Genomic DNA, 19,786 nt, shown 5'->3' with positions numbered 1-19,786 from the left:
CGCCCCCCCGAGCAATTCGGGGGTTGTCCTGTAAAATTACCCATTCAATTCAGTTAATCCTTCCTTGCATTGGAATGCTTTCCCTTGTGGGAGCAGGGCTTGGTCTGGGCGGCATTCCGACGATAAACGATAATGCGGTGTGTCTTAAAGCTGCGTCTCATGCATCGCGGGCAAGCCCAGCTCCCACATGAAATTGCGCTCTTCCGTAATTGGATGGACTCGCCCAAGCCGAGGCGTCAGTAGCGCCACGGTGGCATTCTTAAGAAGCCAACGACAGCGAGGGCGAGTCCATGAAAAAGCATACGATCAAAAGTAACGCTTTGTCTTCAGCCGATGTGTCGGCTTGTTCAACAGTGGCTGTAGATCTTGCCAAGAACGTATTCCAGATAGCCGGAGAAGACGCCCTTGGTCAGGTCATTTACGAAGAGCGAATCAAGTCACGCGAAGCCTTTGTAGCCTTTTTACAAAAACTGCCGTCAAGCGTGACGGTGCTGATGGAAACCGGCCCTGGCGCACAGGCTTGGGCGCAGTTGCTGCAAGCTCAGGGCAATCAGGCGCGAATTTTACCGGCGCAACATGTCGCCAATCATCGCAGCGGCGCCAAGAATGACCGCAACGATGTCCTGGCGATATTGCGCTCGGGACGAGATGTAAACATTGCTTCAGTGCCCGTCAAAAGTAACGCGCAATTGGCCATGCAGGCCCTGCATCGTGTTCGGCAAGGGTATGTAAAGCGGCGCACCGCAATGGGTAATCAGATACGTGGGTTGCTGCTGGAACAAGGCATTGCCATGGCGCAAGGGGCGGTGGCCCTAAGCCGAAATGTCCCACGCATACTGGAAGACGCAACCCAGCCATTGCCAGATATGTTGCGCGAGTTGGTCGACGAACTGCTGGGCGAATGGAGTCAGCTGGGTGAACGTATCGACGTGCTGACGGGGCGTCTGGAAGCTGCCGCGCGCGAAGACAAGACAGCAAAGCGCCTGATGACAGTACGTGGCATCGGTCCTGTCATCGCTACAGCGCTACTGGCCAAGCAAACTGAACCTGGGCGCTTCGCCAATGCACGAATGTTCGCAGCCTACTTCGGTACGGTTCCTGAGCAAAACAGCAGCGGACAAAAAGTTCGGCTGGGCAAAATTTGCAAACGCGGTGATGGCTACATTCGCAGCCTTTCAATTCAGGGAGCGCACGCTGTGTTAAGGCAGGTGCGGCCTGACTCTGAACATCCGGATGATCGCCGTTTGAGACGCTGGTTAAGCCAGCATGGTCAAAAGGGAGCCGCCGTCAGATTGGCCAACCGAAACCTGCGAATCGTCTGGGTGCTGCTGCAAAACGATCAGACCTATAGTCGCCAGCCAGCGGGTTGCCAGGAGGCGACGATGAATCATTGAAAAAACAGAGTTCTGCCACCGGGGTGCTGGGTCACCTCAACCGCTGCTTAAGAACATTGACCCTTGGTCAGACCGTCGTGGATAGATGCCTACGGTCCTACTGGCCCTTTTGAGGCCTTATCGTAATTGGCATACCGCGAGCTCACCCAATGTTGGCCAGAAGCTAACGATGCTTCCTCGAATAGGCCTTATACATAGATGCAACCGGGTAGCAGTGTTCAAAAAGCGGGTTGAAAGTAGGGGCGAGTCCATACATAGGACCGGCTTTAGCCGGGAGGGCGTCGGGACATTCACTACATATTCCTCGTCAGAAATACCGCTCTCCCGGCTGAAGCCGGTCCTACGGGATTGCAAGCAAACATGGAATCTCCCACAGGGTTTGCGTCGCATATCAGTTCGCGGGCGGGCATCTAGTTTTCAACAGAGCGCACGCCTCATTTGGTGTTCTCTTTTAGGCAACAATAAATTCATTCTGTAATATTGGTGCGTGTCCTCTCCCTACCCATACTCGAACTGCACCCCGACGCCACCAGCCGGGGGCGAAAGGCCGGATCTGCTGACGGAGCAACCCTCACAAGGGGCGTCATAAAGCAGGCGAGAGCATCAAGTTTTTCCGCTCGCAGCACGCGAGTCTCCATGCCTGACATGGACTTTTGAATCTGCCCTGGGTGCCGTCGGCACCTCCTGAAAAAACAACAACTATTGGCCAGTCGCATGACGATTGGTCAACAGGTGAGGGGACAACCATGCAACATTCTCACGCTGCGACGCTGGGCGAAAATCGTGCCGTTTCATCGACCGTAAAACTGTATATCTGGGCAGCGGTCATTCTCGTGGTGGCCGAGGCAATCGGTGCGATCAGTATTCCCCTCGGCCCTGGCAAAGTCGTTCTGCTGCCGATGGTCTGGGCGCTGTTGATCGGCGCGGGCATCGGCATTTTCAGCCGCCGTATGCCGGGCCCGATCGGCCTGAGCCTCGGCGATCAGGTGCGTTCTGCTTCCATCCTGCAACCGGCGCTTTTGGTGTTCATCGCCAAACTGGGCATGGTCGTCGGCGGTTCTTTGCCGCTGGTGTTTGCTTCGGGCTGGGCGCTGTTGTTCCAGGAGTTTGGCCACTTTGTTGGCACCGTGATTCTCGGTCTGCCAGTGGCGCTGATGCTGGGTATCAAGCGAGAAGCCATTGGTGCGACGTTCTCTGTCGGTCGTGAGCCAAGCCTGGCGATCATTGGCGAGCGCTACGGCATGGACTCCCCGGAAGGTCGCGGTGTATTGGCCGAGTATCTGACCGGGACATTGTTCGGCGCGTTGTTCATTGCCGTTGTTGCAGGCTTCATTACCAGCCTCGGGATCTTCCATCCCAACTCGCTGGCGATGGGCTCAGGCATCGGTTCCGGCAGCATGATGGCGGCGGCAGCGGGCGCGATTGCGGCGCAGCAGACCCCGGAAGTGGCCAAGGAAGTCATGGCGCTTGCCGCCGCGTCGAACCTGATCACCACGACCATTGGCACTTACTTCACGCTGTTTATCTCCTTGCCGCTGGCGGTCTGGGGCTACCGTGTGCTTGAGCCGATCATCGGTCGTACGACCAAGGCTTCGGTGATGAGCACGGGTCTGAAGCATGACCAGGTGTCCCTTGAGGTCAAGGAACTGGGTTGGGGCGGTCGGATCAGCGCTTGGCTGGCAGCCGGTGCCCTGGCATTGATCGCCAACTATGTCGGCTACAAGACGCTGTCGCCAGCGGCCTTCGGTGGTATCGCGGTGATGATCCTGGCGGTGTTCATTGGCGAAATGATCTGTGTTGCCCTGCGCCGCAAGATCCCGGCGGTGTGCACCGTGTCTCTGGTTGCCATGTTCATGACATCGCCAGCGTGCCCTTGGGCTCCGCAAATCGCGCAGATGGTTGGCTCGATCAACATGCTTGCGGTCATCACGCCGATGCTGGCGTTCGCCGGTTTGTCGGTGGCCAAAGACCTGCCAGCGTTCCGCCTGTTGGGCTGGCGCATTGTGCTGGTGTCGTTCCTGGCCAACTTCGGTACGTTCATTGGTGCTGTGCTGATTGCAGAGTTTTTTCACTGACTCTTGAGTTGTGAATGATCACTGTGGGAGCAGGACTGTGCGGTAAAATCCGCTCCCACTGCATGGTCGAGATCCTGTGGGAGCTGGGCTTGCCCGCGATGCATGAGACGCAGCCAGTAGGCATACCGCGTTATCGTTTATCGCGGGCAAGCCCTGCTCCCACAGGTCAATAATGCAGAAAAAGCATTACCCCATCACATCCCCAACGCCTGCTCCACCAGCCAGTCATGCACCGCCCGGCGTGCCGGGGTTTGCAGAGCGCCTTCGCGGTAGACCAATACATACTTCTTGCGCGCCGCAATCGGGTGGCCGAACGGGATAATCAGCGAGCCTTCTTCCAGTTCGTTGGTGATCAGCGCCTTGCGCGCAATCGCCACGCCCATGCCCATGATCGCGGCTTCAATCGTAAGGTGGTTGCGATTGAATGTGTGACCTCGGCGCACGTCGATGCCCGAGGCCCCGATAGCATTCAGATAAAACTCCCACTCGGCGTATTCATAGCTGCCGCGCCAGGCAGTGATGTCGTGCAGCAACGGGTAATGCACCAACTGGCTAGGGGTATCCAGCGGTGGCTTGCCGGCTTGCAGCGCGGGCGAGCAGACCGGGAATAGCTCTTCCTCCAATAAAGAAGTCGTCATCAGCCCCGGGTAACTGCCGTCGTTGAGGTCGATGGCCAGGTCGAAATCGTCATCGCGCAAGGAGCCGCTGCTGTCCTCGGCAATGATTCGTAGCTGAATGTCCGGAAACGCCTGTTCCAGTTGCGGCAGGCGCGGCATCAGCCATTTGCTCAGAAAGGAAGGGATGCAGCGCAGCTTGAACACGCCGCCGATGCGGCCCGAGTGCAACAGCCTCAACTCATCATCAATACGGCTGTGAACCTCGTTGGCAACGATGGCCAGCCGCTGCCCTTCGGCGGTCAGTTCAAGACCACGACCGACCCGATGGAACAGCGCAAACCCCAGTCGCTCTTCGAGCTGACGCATCTGTTGGCTGATCGCACCGGGCGTTACATGCAGTTCGTCCGCGCAGCGGGTAAACGACAGGTGCCGGGCAGCACAGGCGAAGACCTGAAGCCATGCGTGCATTTGCGCGTTGAGGATTTTGCTCATCTATCAGTTCTGCTTAACCATGGCTTAGGAAGTTTCGTTTGTGGATCGCTTGGCTGGAGCCTAAAAATACCAGCACATAACAAAGTGTCTTTCGAGGCGACAGCCTCTCACGAATCGAGCAAACCGTATGGCTATCAGCGTCTTCGACATGTTCAAAATCGGCATCGGCCCCTCCAGTTCGCATACGGTCGGACCCATGCGTGCTGCTGCGATCTTCACCGTGCAGTTGCGCGAGCTGGATCTGCTGAACAAGGTCGAGCGCGTCGAGGTACGTTTGTATGGTTCGTTGTCGGCCACCGGCATTGGTCACGGCAGTGACCGTGCGACGGTGATCGGCCTGATGGGCGAGTGGCCTGATCAGGTGGACCCGGCGCTGGTCGCACCTCGTGTAGACGCTGTGCTGGAGCAACAGGTTCTGCTGCTCGGCGGCGAACAGCGCATTACCTTCGAATGGCAGCGCGACATGCGTCTGCTGGAAGAGAGCCTGCCTTATCACCCCAACGGCATGACGCTCTGCGCCTATGGTGCCACTGGTGAAGTGTATGAGCAGACTTATTATTCGGTCGGCGGTGGGTTTGTCGTTGATGCCGAGCAAGCCGCCAGCGGCATTCTGGACAGCGATACCACCGAGCTGCCATACGACTTCTCCAGCGGTGCCCAGTTGCTGCGTCTGTGCAAAAAGCACGGCCTGAGTATTTCTGCGCTGATGATGGAGAACGAGAAAGTCTGGCGCACCGAAGCGGAAATCCGCTCGCGGATCCTGCACATCTGGGCCGCCATGCAGGACTGCGTGAACAAAGGCCTGAGAGAAGAGGGCATCCTGCCCGGTGGCCTGAATGTGCGGCGTCGTGCATTCCGGCTGCATCGCAGTTTGCAGGAGCTGGGCAAGCCCAACGTGATCAGCTCGACCCTCAGCGCGATGGAATGGGTCAACCTGTTCGCCCTGGCGGTCAACGAAGAGAATGCGGCAGGCGGGCGTATGGTGACGGCGCCTACCAATGGCGCTGCGGGGATCATCCCGGCTGTCCTGCACTACTTCATGAAATTCAATCCTGATGCCAATGAAGATGACATCGTCCGGTTCTTTTTGAGCGCGGCGTCGGTGGGCATTCTGTGCAAGAAGAACGCTTCGATTTCCGGTGCGGAAGTGGGGTGTCAGGGCGAGGTGGGTTCTGCTTGTGCCATGGCGGCTGCGGGCTTGGCAGAGATTCTTGGCGCGACGCCTGAGCAGGTGGAAAACGCTGCGGAGATCGGGCTGGAACATAACCTGGGCCTGACCTGCGACCCGGTTGGCGGTCTGGTACAAGTACCGTGTATCGAGCGCAACGCGATTGCTGCTGTGAAAGCGATCAACGCCGCACAAATGGCCATGCGTGGCGACGGCGAGCATTTCATCTCCCTGGACCAGGCCATCCGCACCATGCGCGACACCGGCGCGGACATGCTTGATAAATACAAGGAAACGTCACGGGGTGGGTTGGCGGTGAAGTGGGTGGAGTGCTAAAGCAGCTTGCCCAAACCTTGTTTTGAAATGCGATCTCCTGTGGGAGCGAATTCATTCGCGAAGAGGCCGGTACATCCGATGAGTGTTTATCGGATGTACCTACGCTTTCGCGAATGAATTCGCTCCCACAGGGTTTCTGACAATCAGTTCCTGATCAGCCCGCAGCCAATTCCTGCTCCACCAGCTTCGTCCACACCGCCACGCCCGAGCCGATCACTTGATCGTTGAAGTCGTAGTACGGGTTGTGCAACGCCGCTGATGGTTTTTCACCGTCCACGCCCAGCCAGATGTAAGCGCCGGGGCGAGCCTGGAGCATGTAGGCGAAATCTTCGGACGCCATGGACGGGTTACAACCCCACTGCACGTTTTCCTCACCCACCGCCGTGATGGCTGCACGACGAATCGTGGCCGCTGCATCGACGTTGTTCTCGGTGACCGGATAGCCCACTTTGTAAGCCAGCTTGCCTGTCACGCCAAAGGCGACTGGCAGTTGCTCGACGAACTCGCCAATCAACTTCTCGACCTTGTCACGCACCGGGGTTTGCAGGCAGCGCACCGTACCGCGCAGCACCGCCGTTTCCGGGATCACGTTGATCGCTTCACCGGCGTTGAACTGAGTGATGCTGACCACTGCTGAGTCCAGTGGCGAAAGGCGGCGGGATACGATGGTCTGCAGGCCCAGCACCAACTGCGCAGCGGCAACAATCGGGTCGGCGCCTTTATCCGGCATGGCAGCATGACTGCCTTTGCCGGTCAGGGTGATTTCGAAGGTGTCCAGCGAAGCCATCATTGGCCCCGGATTGATGATCACCTGCCCGGCAGGAGCGCCCGGCCAGTTATGTAGACCGTAAATAGCTTCCATCGGGAAGCGCTCGAACAAGCCGTCATCAATCATTTTGCCTGCGCCGCCGAGGTTTTCTTCCGCGGGTTGGAACACGAAATACACGGTGCCTTTGAAGTTGCGGGTCTCGCTCAGGTGGCGAGCGGTGGCCAGCAGAATCGCGGTATGGCCGTCGTGACCACAGGCATGCATGCAGCCTTTGTGCGTCGACGCGTGGGAGTGGGTACCCAGCTCCTGAATCGGCAAGGCATCCATGTCGGCACGAATGCCGATACTTGGGCCTTCGCCGGTGCGCAAGGTACCCACGACGCCCGTGCCGCCCAGGCCGCGATGCACTTCAATGCCAAAGCTTTCGAGCAACTGCGCAACCCGCTCGGAGGTGCGCAGTTCTTCAAAGCCCAGTTCCGGGGCCGAGTGGAAGTCGCGACGCCATACCGTGGCGTCTTCGATCAACGTTTGGGATAGCTTCATCAGATTCACTCCAGGCTCGCGCCGTAACCGAAGCTGACCGCAGGTACGGCAGCCGTTTCGACCCAGACGCTTTTGACTTCGCTGTATTCGCGCAGTGCGTCGAGGCCCGACGAACGACCGTAGCCGCTGTCGCCGTAGCCGCCGAAAGGCGAGCTGACGTGGATGGTCTTGTAACCGTTGACCCAGAAGGTCCCGGCGCGCACTTGTTTGGCGACGCGGTGAGCGCGGCCAACATCGCGCGTCCATACCGCGCCTGCCAGACCGAAGCGGCTGTCGTTGGCAATACGGATCGCTTCTGCTTCATCTTTGAACGGAATTGCCACGACCACCGGACCGAAGATTTCGTCCTGCGCGCAGTTCAGTGCGTTGTCACCCGCCAGCACGGTTGGGTTGACGTAATAGCCGGGCACGTTCGGCAGCGGGTCAGCATCAACACCCACCAGCTTCGCACCATCCTGAAGCGCGTTTTCAACCATGCTCTTTACGTGTGCATATTGCTTGGCGTTATTGATCGGGCCGATCTGGGTTTCCGGATCGCTTGGATCGCCAACCTTGAATTGCTTACCTGCTGCGGCTAGCGCAGTCGTGAAGCGTTCGAAGATCGATTCCTGCACCAGCAGGCGTGAACCGGATACGCAGCTTTGACCCGCGCCGGAGAAAATCGCGGCCTGAGCGCCGCGCAGGGCAACCTCCAGATCAGCGTCTTCAAAGACGATGTTCGCTGACTTGCCACCCAGCTCCAGCACGCAAGGAATGCAACGTTGCGCGGCGGCAGTCGCGATGTGACGACCGGTGGCGGGGGAGCCTACGAAGACTACTTTGCGGATATCAGCCTTGGCGATCAGCGCTTGGCCAATGGTGTGACCGAAACCGGCCACGACGTTGACCAGACCTTTTGGCACACCGGCGCGCTCGATCAGCACCGCGACCACCAGCGAAGACAAAGCAGTCAGCTCGGACGGCTTGAGGATCACGGCGTTGCCAGCAGTGATCGCCGGAGCGATCTGCCAGCCGCAGGTGAAAATCGGCGCGTTCCATGGGGTGATTTGCAGCACCGTGCCCAGCGGCTCGTAGGTTACGTAGTTGAGGTGCGAGGTCGGCACCGGGATGACTTCGCCATGCAGCTTGTCGGCCCAACCGGCGTAGTACTCGAACATTTCGGCGACTTTCGCCACTTCAACGTTGGCATCGCGGATTGGCTTGTTGGCGGTGATGGATTCGATCTGCGCCAGATTGGCGGCTTCCTCACGAATCAGCGCGCCGACCTGATACATCAAGCGGCCACGGGCCTGAGCAGTCAGGGCTGCCCATTGGGACTGGGCGGTTTTCGCCGCGGCATCGATAGTTGCCACCAGTGATGCGTCGGCATCGGGAAAGCTCAACATCAGGCTGTCGTCGTGGGCGTTGCGCACTTCCACCGGCTCGCCATGGCCTTCTACGAATTCGCCGCCAACGTAGCTGGCTACTGTGTTGCGTTCGCCCCAGTACGGGCGCATCAAGTCCAGCAGTTTTTGCGTGCTCATCGGTTATTCCCCTTTGCCGAACAGCTGGGCATCGGTCCGCTGGACGATGCAGTTGAAGTCTTCACCGTCCGGCAGCGTTTCGCTGCTGGCGGCCCACAGTTGGGCGACGATGCGCGCCAATGGCAGGTCCATATCCAGGCTATCAGCCAGATCGCTGGCCAGGCCGACGTCCTTGCGCATCAAACCCATGGTGAAGCCGGAGTTGTAGGTTTTGTTCAGTACCCAGGTCGGGAACATCACTTGGGTGGCGCCACTGCGGCCGGAACCGGCATTAAGGCCGAGCATCAGTTTTTCCGGATCGACGCCCGCTTTGGCAGCCATGCTCACGGCTTCTGCGGTGCTGATCAGGTGGCAGGCGGCGAGCATGTTGTTGGCGATCTTCGCCACGTTGCCCGCGCCGCATTTGCCGACGTGAACCCGTGTGCCGCTCATGCCTTCGAGTACTGGCAATACTTTTTCCAGGTCTGCGTCTTCTGCGCCGATGACCATGGACATAGTGCCGGTGGCTGCACCTTTAGGGCCGCCAGAAACCGGTGCGTCGATGAAACCAATGCTCTTTTGCAGCAGGGCGGCAGCCACCTTGCGGCTGGCTTCCGGTGTAGAAGTGGTGGTGTCGACCACGATCAGGCCAGCGTTGCCGTGTTGCAGTACGCCTTCAGCGCCCAGGCAAACCAGTTCAACGTGTTCTGCTTTTGGTAATGACAGGATCAGCACGTCGACCTGTTTGATCAGTGCGGTGCGGTCAGTCACCGGTTTAACGCCTTTGCTCTCGGCGATTTCCAGTGCAGCCTGCGACAGGTCAAAGCCGCTTACATCGAAGCCTTTGCTGGCCAGGGTTGCAGCCATGCCGCCGCCCATGTTGCCCAATCCAATCACGCCTACTTTTAAAGTCATTCAGAATGCTCGCTCAGCTGTTTGACAGGCTACGTCGCACCGTCAATGGTTATCGGCAGATGAACCGAGTATGGACACCGCTCTGCACACACAGCAATAATCACCAAATTCATTTTTGTTGCGTTGAAAGCAACGCAGGTGGCCCATGAGTCTGGTTCAGGATCGACGCATTCTTTATTTCTTCGAGGCCGTACGACTGGGCAGTGTTCGTGCAGCGGCGGATTTTCTCGATGTTGCGCCGTCTGCGGTCAGCCGACAGATCGCCCAGCTGGAGCATGAGCTGGGCGCACCGTTGCTGGAGCGCCATCGCCGTGGGGTGAAGCCGACTGAGGCGGGGGATCGCGTGCTGGCTTACTACCGGCAGCGACTTTCCCAGCAGGAGGTTTTGCTGGAATCGCTGCAAGCGTTACGCGGTTTGCAGAGTGGTTCGGTGGTGTTGGCGATTGGTGAAGGGTTTATCGATGGCCTGACCGAGCCGCTGACAAAATTCTCGACGCTGTACCCCAAGGTCGAACTGCAAGTGAACGTGTGTGGCACCAATGAAGTAATCCGTCAGGTAGTAGAAGACGAGGCGCACATCGGCCTGGTGTTCAACCCACCCGCAGACCCGAAGATTCGCTCCCACGCCCACCAGAAACAGCCGGTCTGCGTGATGGTCAGCCCCGACCATCCTTTGGCGCAGTATGACGGGCCGATCCCCTTGAAAGATCTGGACAGCTACCGATTGGGTCTACTCGGGGTTTCCTACGGCATCCGTCAGATCCTGACTCAGGCCGAACAGCAGTGCGGCGTTTCCCTGATGCCAACCCTGACCTGCAACACCTTCGCCATGCTCAAACGCTTTGCCATGAGCGGCGGTGTAACCCTGTTGCCGACGTTCGTGGTGGTGGACGAACTGGCGAGCGGCAAGCTCATAGCATTGCCATTGGAATCCCAAGTGTTCAGCGAGTCACAGGTGCATATCATCAGCCGGTTGGGCAGGCAGTTGAGCGTTGGTTCGAGCCGATTGCTGGGACTGTTGCAGCAGGACATGACGGCGTTTAACGGGAAGTGATTGAAGTCGCTTCCACAAGTAGATGCGCGACGTGGGAATGGCATTAGCCGGGAGGGTGCTATTTCTGCAGACGGAGATCTAGCGAATGTCCCTACGTCCTCCTGGCTAAAACGTAGTGTCGCCCGGCCTGTCCCACTGGATGGCACAAATCCTGTTGGAGCGAGGCTTGCCCGCGAAGAAGGCGACGCGGCGTACCTGACTCACCTCATCGACTGATTCGCGGGCAAGCCTCGCTCCAACAGGGGAACGCGGTCGCCTTGGGGGATTCTATGGTTGGCCGGCGATCAGCCTAACCTCACGCCAAAACCGCTTCCACTCTGTTCAGCTCCAGTTTGCGATCAAACAGCTTGGCCACTTCCTGCTGGTGGCTGATTCCGATCACGGTGCTTTCAGGCAACTCCCGCTTGAGCAGGGTCAGCAGGGCAACGGCGCTCTGGCTGTCGAGCTGGCTGGTGGCTTCATCCAGATACAAGGTTTGCGGGCGGTACAGCAGGGCGCGGGCGATGCCCAGGCGTTGTTGTTCGCCGCCGGATAACTCCCGGCTCCATTCCCGCTGTTCATCGAGCTGCTGGCCAAGCCGAGCCAGTCCGACCTGCTTGAGCACCCCGTCCAGGCGATGATCGTGGGGCATTTCCAGTGCCGGGTACGCCAACAGCTCGCGCAGTGTGACGCTGGCCAGATAGGGCCTTTGTGGCAACAGCAAACTGCTCCCGTCAGGCAATTGCCAGCGGCCTGTATAAAACGGCCACAGGCCATGCAACGTACGCAGCAAAGTAGATTTGCCCAGCCCGCTGGCGGCATCAATCCGTAGCCATTCGCCGCTGTTGACTTGGGTATCCAGTGGCCCCAGCAGTGCGTCGCCATTGGGCAGCAGTACATGCAGGTTTTGTAGCGACAGGGTTTTACCCACAGGTGCATCGTGCTCCGAGGTGCGACTGGCTTCAATCGCCTCGACAAACTGCCCCAACCGCTCAACCGTCGCGCTCCATTCAATCAGTCGCTGGTACACGTTGATGAACCAGCTTAATGAACCATGTACCGAGTTGAACGCATTGCGGATCTGCATCAGCCCGCCAAGGGTAATGGTTTTTGCCAGGAACAAGGGCAGTGCAGCGAACACCGGGATAATCAGGCTGACGCGGTTGTAGCTAACGGTAAACAGCGACAGGTTACGCTGCTTGTCCATCAGTTGATGCCAGTTGTCGCCAATGGCTTCGAAGAGGCCTGAGAGTTTGCGGGATTCGACTGCTTCGCCGCGATACAGCGCTATTTGCTCGGCGTTGTCGCGCTTGCGCAGCAGGTCGGCGCGAAAGTTGGCTTCATGTCGTTGCCGCTCGTAGTTAAGGCTTTGCAGCGGACGACCAATCAGGTGAGTGATGAGGGTGCCCGCAACGCTGTAGACCACCACGATCCACACCAGATAGCCTTCGATCGTGAAGCTATGGCCCGCAATGTCGAAGGTCTGCGTGCCCGACAGATTCCACAGAATCGTCAGAAATGCTCCAACCTGAGCCAGGTTGGCGATGAACGAGACCAGCAGCTCGATGCTGCGCTTGACCATCAGATCCACATCTTCAGCGATACGTTGGTCAGGGTTGTCCGGTTCCGCGCCCAGCCCAATACGATAAAATGCCTGACCACTGAACCAGCGCTCAATGACGCTGGCCGTAAGGGCCCGCCGCCAGCGCAATTCCAGCGCTTTACGCAACCAGTCCAGATACACGTACACCAAAACATAGGCGCCGATGTACAGCGCGTATTCGCCCATCAGGGCGATGACACCCTGGGTATCGAACTCGGCGAGCGTGTCGTAGAAGGTCTTGCTCCAGGTGTTAATCAGCACGTTGATCTGCACCAGCATCAGGCCCATGGCGATCACGCTGAGTAGCATTACCCACTCCAGCCACTGCTTGCGATCACGCCAGTATGGGCTGGCCAGGGCCAGAAAGGTCCGCAGGGTCTTCATTGTGCTGGCTCGGCGGGTAGCAGGCGCAGTTGGGTCAGGTTTTCAGAATTTACCAATCGCCCGGCCAGTGTTTTCATCGGCGCAATCTGAATGGCTTCCACTAGCTGGTGTTGCTCGCTCAGGTAACGTGGATCACCCCACTGGCGCTCGCTCAGAATCAAGCGTTGCAACTGGGTTGCTGGATCCTTGCGGCGCTCGGCCTCCTGTTTACGCAGCGTGACACGCAGGCTGACGATGTTGGCTTCGGTCACGCTGGCGGGCAGGGCAGCGAGGGTTTTGCGTGCCAGTTGCCACAGTTCTTCGACCCGGGCCGGGTCGGTACTGAACACCAGCTTGCTCTCGATACGCTGGCTGGCCGGGTTCAACTGGCTGTCGAAGTTCAGTTGATAGATCCCGGCTGCGTCGCGGCGTAGCGCGTCCTTCAAATGGCTGCGCGCCATCTCCCGAAGTGCCGCAACGCGTGCGGCCTGAGCGGGAGTCCAGGGTTGCTCGGTGAAGCTTTGCGCCTGCAACGTAGCGCGTGGCTCAATGGCGATTGCCAGATCGGTTCGGCGTTTACCGGGTGCTTGCCCGGTAGATTGCGCCACCAGCCCGGTACCTCGCGGGATGCCTGCCAGTTCGCGGCGTACCAAGGGTTCCAGTTCGGCGTCGGGCACATCGGCCATCAGGTAGTAGGTCACGGGAGCGCGGGCGAGTTGCTGCCAGTCAGCGTCCAGTTGCTCTGAGGTCAGCGTCTCCAGATCGGCACTGACCGGAGGCTGCCAGTTGTCCTTGCCGTGCAGCAAGGCCCTTGACGCGGCTTCTTTGCGCGTACTGATATCGTCACCGGGGCGAGCGAGACGGCTGAGCAGGTCTTCCCGCACCTTATCCAATGCGTCGCGATCAATGCGCACCGAATCCTGAGTCATCCTATAGGCTTGCAGCAGGTTTTCCAGCCGCTGTGTCGAAGTCTGTTCGATTGGCTTCGCGATTGCCGACAGGCTCAGGCGCAACCGCTCGGCTTGCTGATCCAGCGAAACATTAACCTTGAGTGCTTTGCGCCATGCGCTGGTATCGTCTGCCGACCAGCCCTCTGGGCCACCTTCGCCAGCCAGTTGCGCGGCCATTTGCACCCGCCACGGCAGCATGCCTTTGGCCATGAAGCCTGCACTGGATTCGGTTTCCAGTACAAAGCGACCCGCCTCGCCGTTACGCTTCAGCCAGACCAACCGGTCGCCGTTGCTCAACTGCCAGTGCGTGACTTTTTCTTTGGCGAACTCACGGCGGGCGAGTATCTCGCCGCTGCTCTCGGCTGCTGGCGCTTCTCGTATCTCAGCCGTTTTGTTCGCCTTTGGAAGCGGGCGCGGCTGCGGTGGCGTCAGCGACATATGACGGATGCCTTCGCGCAGTTGCTCAACCTCGGCAACGCTCGGCAAGGTCAGTGGCGTTAGCCGTGGAGCGCTGAGTTGCAGGACCTGATCGGGGCTTGAGACCCAGCGGTTCAGGCGCTGGTTGATGTCCTCAAGCGTGATGTCGTCAATCCAGTGCAGGTTGGCCTTGGCGACGGCATGGGCGTTTTGCGGCACTTTGCCGATCACGGCGGCATCGTTGAGGGCGTTGACCCATTGCTCGAAGGTGCGCGATTCAGGCTTGGCCAGCGTGCGTTCGATCAGACCGCGCAACTGGCTTTTCTCCTCGTCCAGATCGGCCTGGTACACGCCGTATTGTTGCAGGCGTTGCAGCTCTTCGAGCAACTGACGCAGGGCAGCTTGATGTCCATTGCCATCCACCGCAGCGGCAATCCCGAGCACGCTGGAGTAGTCACCGATCTGGGTCTTTTGCGCGGTGAGGCTGCGCACACCTGGCATCAGTGGTTGACGCTTGAGTTGGGTGAACAGCGCATCAAGCGTGAAGCGGTCGATCATCCGCTCGCGTAGCGCGGCCATGGTTGCCGGACGGCTCAGCGGTTCATGCATGCGCAACAGCAAAGCAACCTGACTGGTACCACTCTGGCTGTCCTGTAATTGAAAGATCTTCAGTGTGTTGTCCAGCGGCAGATCATGGGCGTGACGCTCTGGTAACGGTTTGCCGGGTTGTGGTCCGAACCAGCGTTCGATGTGCTTGATTAACTGTTCTGGCTCAATATCGCCGACCACCGACAGGATCATGTTGTCCGGCTGATACCAACGCTCTTGATAGGCGCGCAATGCTTCGAGGCGGGCGCTGCGAATTGCGCCTTCGTTGCCGATGGTGCGGTGTTCCGGATAACGGGAGCCAACGCGCTGGGATGCCGTACGCTGCTGATTCATGCGCTGCGCCACGCCAAGGCCGCCGCGCCACTCTTCGATGACGACGTTTCGTTCGTGGTCCAGATCATCCGCGCTGAAGTCACCGGCAAAGAGCATGGTCGAAAGGTTTTGCAGCGCAATATCGGCTTCAGCCGCGCCACGTGGCGGGCTCATCAGGTATTGAGTGCGGTCGTAGGCGGTCATGGCGTTGAAGTTACGGCCTTGAATCCAGCCTTCGGCAATCATCCGGCTGCGGGCATCCAGCGGCTGGCCGCCGTGGCTGTAGAACACCAGATGTTCAAGCATGTGGGCGACGCCGATCTGATCTTCTTCTTCATCCACCGAACCGGCTTTGACCGTCAGACGAATATCGAGTCGCGACTTCTGTCGGGTGTCACGCACCAGTCGATATTCCAGGCCGTTATCCAGCGTGCCGCGCACCACGGCTGCGTCCCAGGGCATGGTCTGTTGGTCGGGGGTAATCGAGGCGCAGGCGCACAGGAATAGTGGAGCGAACAGGCCCACAATGAATAATTTCATCAGCGTTCTCAGCGAGTGTTAGAAGGGGCGATCAGGGGTTAGAAGCGGTAGCCGACTTCGAGCCAGAATTGGCGGCCTGTTTCGTAGGTTGTGGTGGTGGCGCTGCTTTTGATGCTGTTCACGCGGTCGGCAACGTTGGTGACGTCGACCGCAATAAACGCTGCCTGGTCTTTGCCGGTAGGCACTTCCCAATCAACACGCATGTCCCAGGTCGGGGCTGCGTTGACCCGGACGGTCCGGTAAACATCCAGGCTCTCGCCATCGACCACCACTTTTTCATTGAGGTTGTAGATTTGGTCGTAAGCCCCGCGATAGCGCAGGAAGTTACTCACCGTCAGATGCCACTGTGGGATCTCGGTGATGGCGGTCATGCGTGCGGTCCATGGCCGATTGAAATCCGAGGCGGGTAATTCGCTGTACTTGGTGAATTTGCCGTCGTACACCACATTGTCGTCTTCAAACTTGTCGAGTGTGAGCAGGCTTTCATAGTCGACCGAAGCATCCTTGGTACGCGACCAGTCAAAGGCCCACTGCAGACTGGTCTTGGTACCCATCCATTCAAGGTCTTGAAGCGGCGTTATGGTCAGGCTGATATTGTCGCTCTCGCTGCGGCCTTGATTGGTATACGTGTAGTAGTTGTTGACGTAACCATCAGCATCGGGGAGGTTTTGAGTGCTGGATGATGCTCGAACGATCTTGTCCTTGCCCAGTCGGTGTACGTATTTGAGTTTGAATTCGGTATCGAACCAGCGCTGCTCGACGCCCGCCATCAACTCATCATCGTAAGGGATGTTCAAGGTAGAAAAACGGTTGCTGTTCAGTTGCCGTGTGCCTGTAAACGCGGCTCCGTAGGTGGTACGGCGATAGGTGGTGTTCAAGCCTTGTCGGCCATCGGCCAGACGATATTTGAACAGGTTTCGTCCGTAGTAGCGGTTAGCGCCGAATACAGCCACGGTGCTGCGATCACCGAAAAAGTCATAGTCGCCAGCGAAGCGCGGCGCGACGGTTTTCTGCTCCATATAGTCATCGCCTTCGATACGCACACCCGGGCGCAGACCGAGCTTTCCGAATTGCAGACTGTCTTGCAGGTAGAAGGCATATTTGTTTTCTGTCATTTCGATTTTGCCTGCACCGTACTCGGTGTAAAGGCTGGCCCATTGTCGACTTTGGCCATTGAGCAGCGGGCTTACCGAGCACCAGCGTTCGGTTGCCAGACAGGTATTGCCGTTGTCACGTCTGAAGGTCGTGACACTGTTGTAGTCCTCCGCACGCTCCCATTCGGCCACTGTGTGGGACAGATCCATACCGGCAGTGAAGGTATGTTCCATTCCCGCGAATTGCAGGGGAACCCACTCTGATTTAAGCCCGTAAGTGAGGCTGCGCTGGCGCTGATCAAGGCTGGTCACAGCACCGTCGATGCTACGCGCGCTGGCACTGTTCGGATTACCCCAGTTTTTTTCCTGAGAGTAGTACCAGGAGACCATTTCAGTGGCGTCGGTTTCTCTTGAACTGGTGACATCAGTAAGTGCCAGCTTGTGGGTCCACGTGGCCTTGTCGCCAGACCAGACTGCTTTGAATGTGGCCTGAGAGCCGCCGTTGAGGGTGGTGAAGTCTGCGTTCCGACGGTCGGCAGTGAAGTACTTGCCTTCCTGCGGTGCGTAGGTGAACGAGCTGTCCAGAGTCAGACGGTCGTTGATGTTCCAGTAAGTCTTGACCAGATAGTTATCGATTTGCCTGCTTTGGTTGCGGCTGTTGCTCTCACCGTCCGGAGAGTTATAGCCCCCTGCGTAACCATGCAAGGCAATATCCGAGCGCTTTTGCGAGAAAGCGACCATTGCGCCGAAGTCTTCAGTGAAATGCCCCTCAAGCGACCCTCGCACGGTCAGCTTTTCAAATTCAGGCTGGTACTGCTCATTAGATGCAGTAGCGAAGTCCACCTCATCACCTTCCGAGATGTGGTACCTCATCCATTCCGAGCGGGTCATGGAAGCAGATATCTTGCCATGCAACGCTTCGGTTGGTTTGCGAGTGATCGCGTCGACGACCCCACCGTTGAATCCACCGTATTCCGCCGGGACGTTGCTATCGTAAACCTTTACCTCTTGCAGCAAATCGGCATCCAGCGCGATGCCATGAGAGTTGCTCGGAGCGGACTCGAAGTTTCGGGTTGCACCATAGCTCTGAGCCCCTGGGTCCAGATCGTTATTGATCGAGATGCCATCAATCATGAAGTTGTTCTGGTAATACTTCGCGCCATTGATGCTGATGTTGGCGGGGTTCAGCTCGCCAGGAGTGTTGGAACTTTGCTGCGTGTTGCTGAACTGCACACTCGGGTGCATGCGCAGCAATGTAGTGATGTCGCCATTGGCGCCGGGGAATGCCTTGATAGCCTTCTCGCCGATCACGGTTTCGCCCATGTAACTTTTTTCCTCGGTGCTACCGAGTACAACGGTGGTGCCGATTTCCATCGCCGTGTCTTCTCCGGCAAGCGGCTCATCGCGGTACAGCAACAGGTTGCCGTAGCTGTACGTCCAGCCGACGCCGGAGCCTTTCAGGAGATTGTCCAGAGCCTTGGCGCTGCTCAGCGAACCGCTGACCGAGCGCGACGTGCGGTTTTCCAGCAGGGCGGAATCAACGCTCACTTGCAGCCCGCTTTGTTGACCGAAACTGATCAAGGCCGATGCCAGGCTCTGCGCCGGAATATCAAAGTTGTGCTGAGCCTGCATGGCGGCTTGTTCGGTCCCCGAGGGTGACACGGCGAAAGCGGGCAGGGTGGTGAGGGCGCAGCATAAAGTCAGCGCGCCAATCCCAGCCAACCCAGCCCACTGCCTGTTAACGCCCAGGTGCGGGTTGTGTGAAAAATCCTTAGCCATGTCATGTCCCCGGATGAGCCAAAAAAAGCTCAAAAACTTGAATGCGAATTGCTTGCAGTTACCGTTCGAGACCAAGGACGGGACAGCTCTGGAAATTTTCAGAAAATAATAAAAATAAATTCAAGGGGAGGGGGGCGGGGTGGGAAAGGTAGACCTAGAGAAGCTGGCGAAGGCTGCGATCGCGGTGTGTCAGGATAAATGCTTCGCAGCCTTTGGCAGCTCCTACAGATACAGTGTTAGCTTCGGGGGAATAAGGACGTCTTTATCTGGAGACGATTCTGACCCAAGGTGTGCGGTAGCTGACGGTTGCGCCATGGGCTTTTGCCAAGGCAGCGAGTGCAGCTTCGGGCTGGTCGATGTCGTACACACCGGTCACGCGCTTGTTTGCCAGATCGTCATCGCCAAGCATGATCAGCCCCGGCAAATAGCGGCGCATCTGTGCAACGACGTCACCCAGGCGGGCGTTGTTGGCAATCAATTGTCCATTGCGCCACGGCGAAATCTGGTTGACCGGCATGGATTGCAGGTTTGCCTGATGCAGATCCCTGTCATAGGTCAGGCGCTGGCCTGCAGTCAGTGGCTGGCTAAGCGGTTGGCCCGAGGTTTTATCCGAGACCTTTACCGAGCCATGGGTAACCGCAACGTCGATCTGCTTGTCTTCCAGATCGACGTTGAATGCGGTGCCCGTCACTCTGACTTCTACATCCCCGGCTTTAACATGAAAGGGTTTGTTAGCGTCTGGTGCAACGTCGAAATAAGCCTGCCCGGCCAGCAACCGTACATGGCGTTCGGCTCCTGTGAAGTCCACGGCCAGCGCGCTGTTACTGTCCAGGATCACTCGACTGCCGTCTGCCAGGTTGACGCTACTGCGCGCCCCAGATGGGCTTTGATAGTCCGCTTCAATCTGCAGCCATAACCGTGGCGCCAGTGCCACCAGCAAACAGGCTGCGATGCCCACGGCGAAATAGTGAAGACGCGGTCTACGTCTGGAGGGTCGCGCAGGCGCTACGGCTGATACAGGTGACGGGACGGGCGATGCTTGTGGTGTCACTGGAGGCCAGTTTTGTGCGGTGGTCGCGGGCAGTTGGCCGGTGAGGCGCCATAGCCTTTGAGCCTTGCGCATGGCCTGGGCGTTTTCCGGGGCAGCCTGCTCCCATTCACTGACTTCAGCTTTCAGCGCAGCGTTTTCGGGCGATTGCTGAAGGCGCAACAGCCAGTCCAGAGCTATGTCCATATGTGGCTGTCGAGGTCCTGTTTCGGGCATCGCGGACCGAT

General features: G+C 58.3%; 12 protein-coding genes. 4 read left to right on the top strand and 8 right to left on the bottom strand.

Translation table 11 applies throughout. The annotated features are described in order from the left end of the window. Positions 1-335 precede the first annotated feature (335 nt). Together K3169_RS24490 and K3169_RS24485 are read left to right on the top strand one after the other, a co-directional pair. Positions 336-1,394, top strand: a complete 1,059-nt coding sequence (locus K3169_RS24490; protein ID WP_231678247.1) for an IS110 family transposase — start codon at positions 336-338, stop codon at positions 1,392-1,394. 746 nt (positions 1,395-2,140) lie between these two features. Next, positions 2,141-3,469, top strand: a complete 1,329-nt coding sequence (locus tag K3169_RS24485) for a DUF3100 domain-containing protein (protein WP_231675301.1) — start codon at positions 2,141-2,143, stop codon at positions 3,467-3,469. A 194-nt stretch (positions 3,470-3,663) separates the two neighbouring features. On the opposite strand, the gene K3169_RS24480 is transcribed toward K3169_RS24485, so the two are convergent. Next, positions 3,664-4,578, bottom strand: coding sequence for a LysR substrate-binding domain-containing protein (locus K3169_RS24480; protein WP_027902858.1), 915 nt, complete (start codon positions 4,576-4,578; stop codon positions 3,664-3,666). Between the two features lie 127 nt (positions 4,579-4,705). Here K3169_RS24480 and K3169_RS24475 point away from each other — a divergent pair, with 127 nt between their 5' ends. Continuing rightward, on the top strand, positions 4,706-6,082 hold the full coding sequence (locus tag K3169_RS24475; protein ID WP_231675302.1) for an L-serine ammonia-lyase: 1,377 nt from the start codon (positions 4,706-4,708) through the stop codon (positions 6,080-6,082). 154 nt (positions 6,083-6,236) lie between these two features. Here K3169_RS24475 and K3169_RS24470 read toward each other — a convergent pair whose 3' ends face one another. Genes K3169_RS24470 through K3169_RS24460 form a run of 3 tightly spaced genes read right to left on the bottom strand, consistent with a single transcriptional unit; the run spans position 6,237 to position 9,811 of the window. Further along, entirely contained in the window at positions 6,237-7,394 is a 1,158-nt protein-coding gene (locus tag K3169_RS24470) for a M20 aminoacylase family protein (protein ID WP_231675303.1), read from the bottom strand. A gap of 5 nt (positions 7,395-7,399) precedes the next feature. Further along, a complete protein-coding gene (locus K3169_RS24465) occupies positions 7,400-8,917 on the bottom strand; it encodes an aldehyde dehydrogenase family protein (RefSeq protein WP_263268417.1) in 1,518 nt (505 codons plus the stop codon). A 3-nt stretch (positions 8,918-8,920) separates the two neighbouring features. Then, on the bottom strand, positions 8,921-9,811 hold the full coding sequence (locus K3169_RS24460) for an NAD(P)-dependent oxidoreductase (RefSeq protein ID WP_263268416.1): 891 nt from the start codon (positions 9,809-9,811) through the stop codon (positions 8,921-8,923). A 145-nt stretch (positions 9,812-9,956) separates the two neighbouring features. Here K3169_RS24460 and K3169_RS24455 point away from each other — a divergent pair, with 145 nt between their 5' ends. Further along, on the top strand, positions 9,957-10,865 hold the full coding sequence (locus K3169_RS24455; protein WP_122705616.1) for a LysR family transcriptional regulator: 909 nt from the start codon (positions 9,957-9,959) through the stop codon (positions 10,863-10,865). A gap of 295 nt (positions 10,866-11,160) precedes the next feature. Here the strand turns inward: K3169_RS24455 and K3169_RS24450 are convergent, their stop codons facing one another. The 4 genes from K3169_RS24450 to K3169_RS24435 all read right to left on the bottom strand — a co-directional run bounded on the left by K3169_RS24450 (position 11,161) and on the right by K3169_RS24435 (position 19,745). Then, positions 11,161-12,831 carry an ABC transporter ATP-binding protein/permease gene (locus K3169_RS24450; RefSeq protein ID WP_263268415.1) on the bottom strand — a complete coding sequence of 557 codons (1,671 nt, stop codon included), beginning with the start codon at positions 12,829-12,831 and terminating at the stop codon, positions 11,161-11,163. Then, a complete protein-coding gene (locus K3169_RS24445; RefSeq protein WP_263268413.1) occupies positions 12,828-15,638 on the bottom strand; it encodes a M16 family metallopeptidase in 2,811 nt (936 codons plus the stop codon). The genes K3169_RS24450 and K3169_RS24445 overlap by 4 nt, the downstream gene beginning before the upstream one ends. A 38-nt stretch (positions 15,639-15,676) precedes the next feature. Continuing rightward, a complete protein-coding gene (locus K3169_RS24440) occupies positions 15,677-18,511 on the bottom strand; it encodes a TonB-dependent receptor plug domain-containing protein (RefSeq protein WP_263268411.1) in 2,835 nt (944 codons plus the stop codon). A gap of 262 nt (positions 18,512-18,773) precedes the next feature. After that, complete coding sequence (locus tag K3169_RS24435; protein ID WP_263268409.1) at positions 18,774-19,745, bottom strand: FecR family protein; 972 nt, start codon at positions 19,743-19,745, stop codon at positions 18,774-18,776. Positions 19,746-19,786: the final 41 nt, after the last annotated feature.

It is taken from the genome of Pseudomonas phytophila (genome assembly GCF_025643095.1).
Taxonomy (GTDB): domain Bacteria; phylum Pseudomonadota; class Gammaproteobacteria; order Pseudomonadales; family Pseudomonadaceae; genus Aquipseudomonas; species Aquipseudomonas quasicaspiana.
Note: the sequence above shows the minus strand (reverse complement) of the source record. Positions and strands in the feature narration are given on the sequence as shown.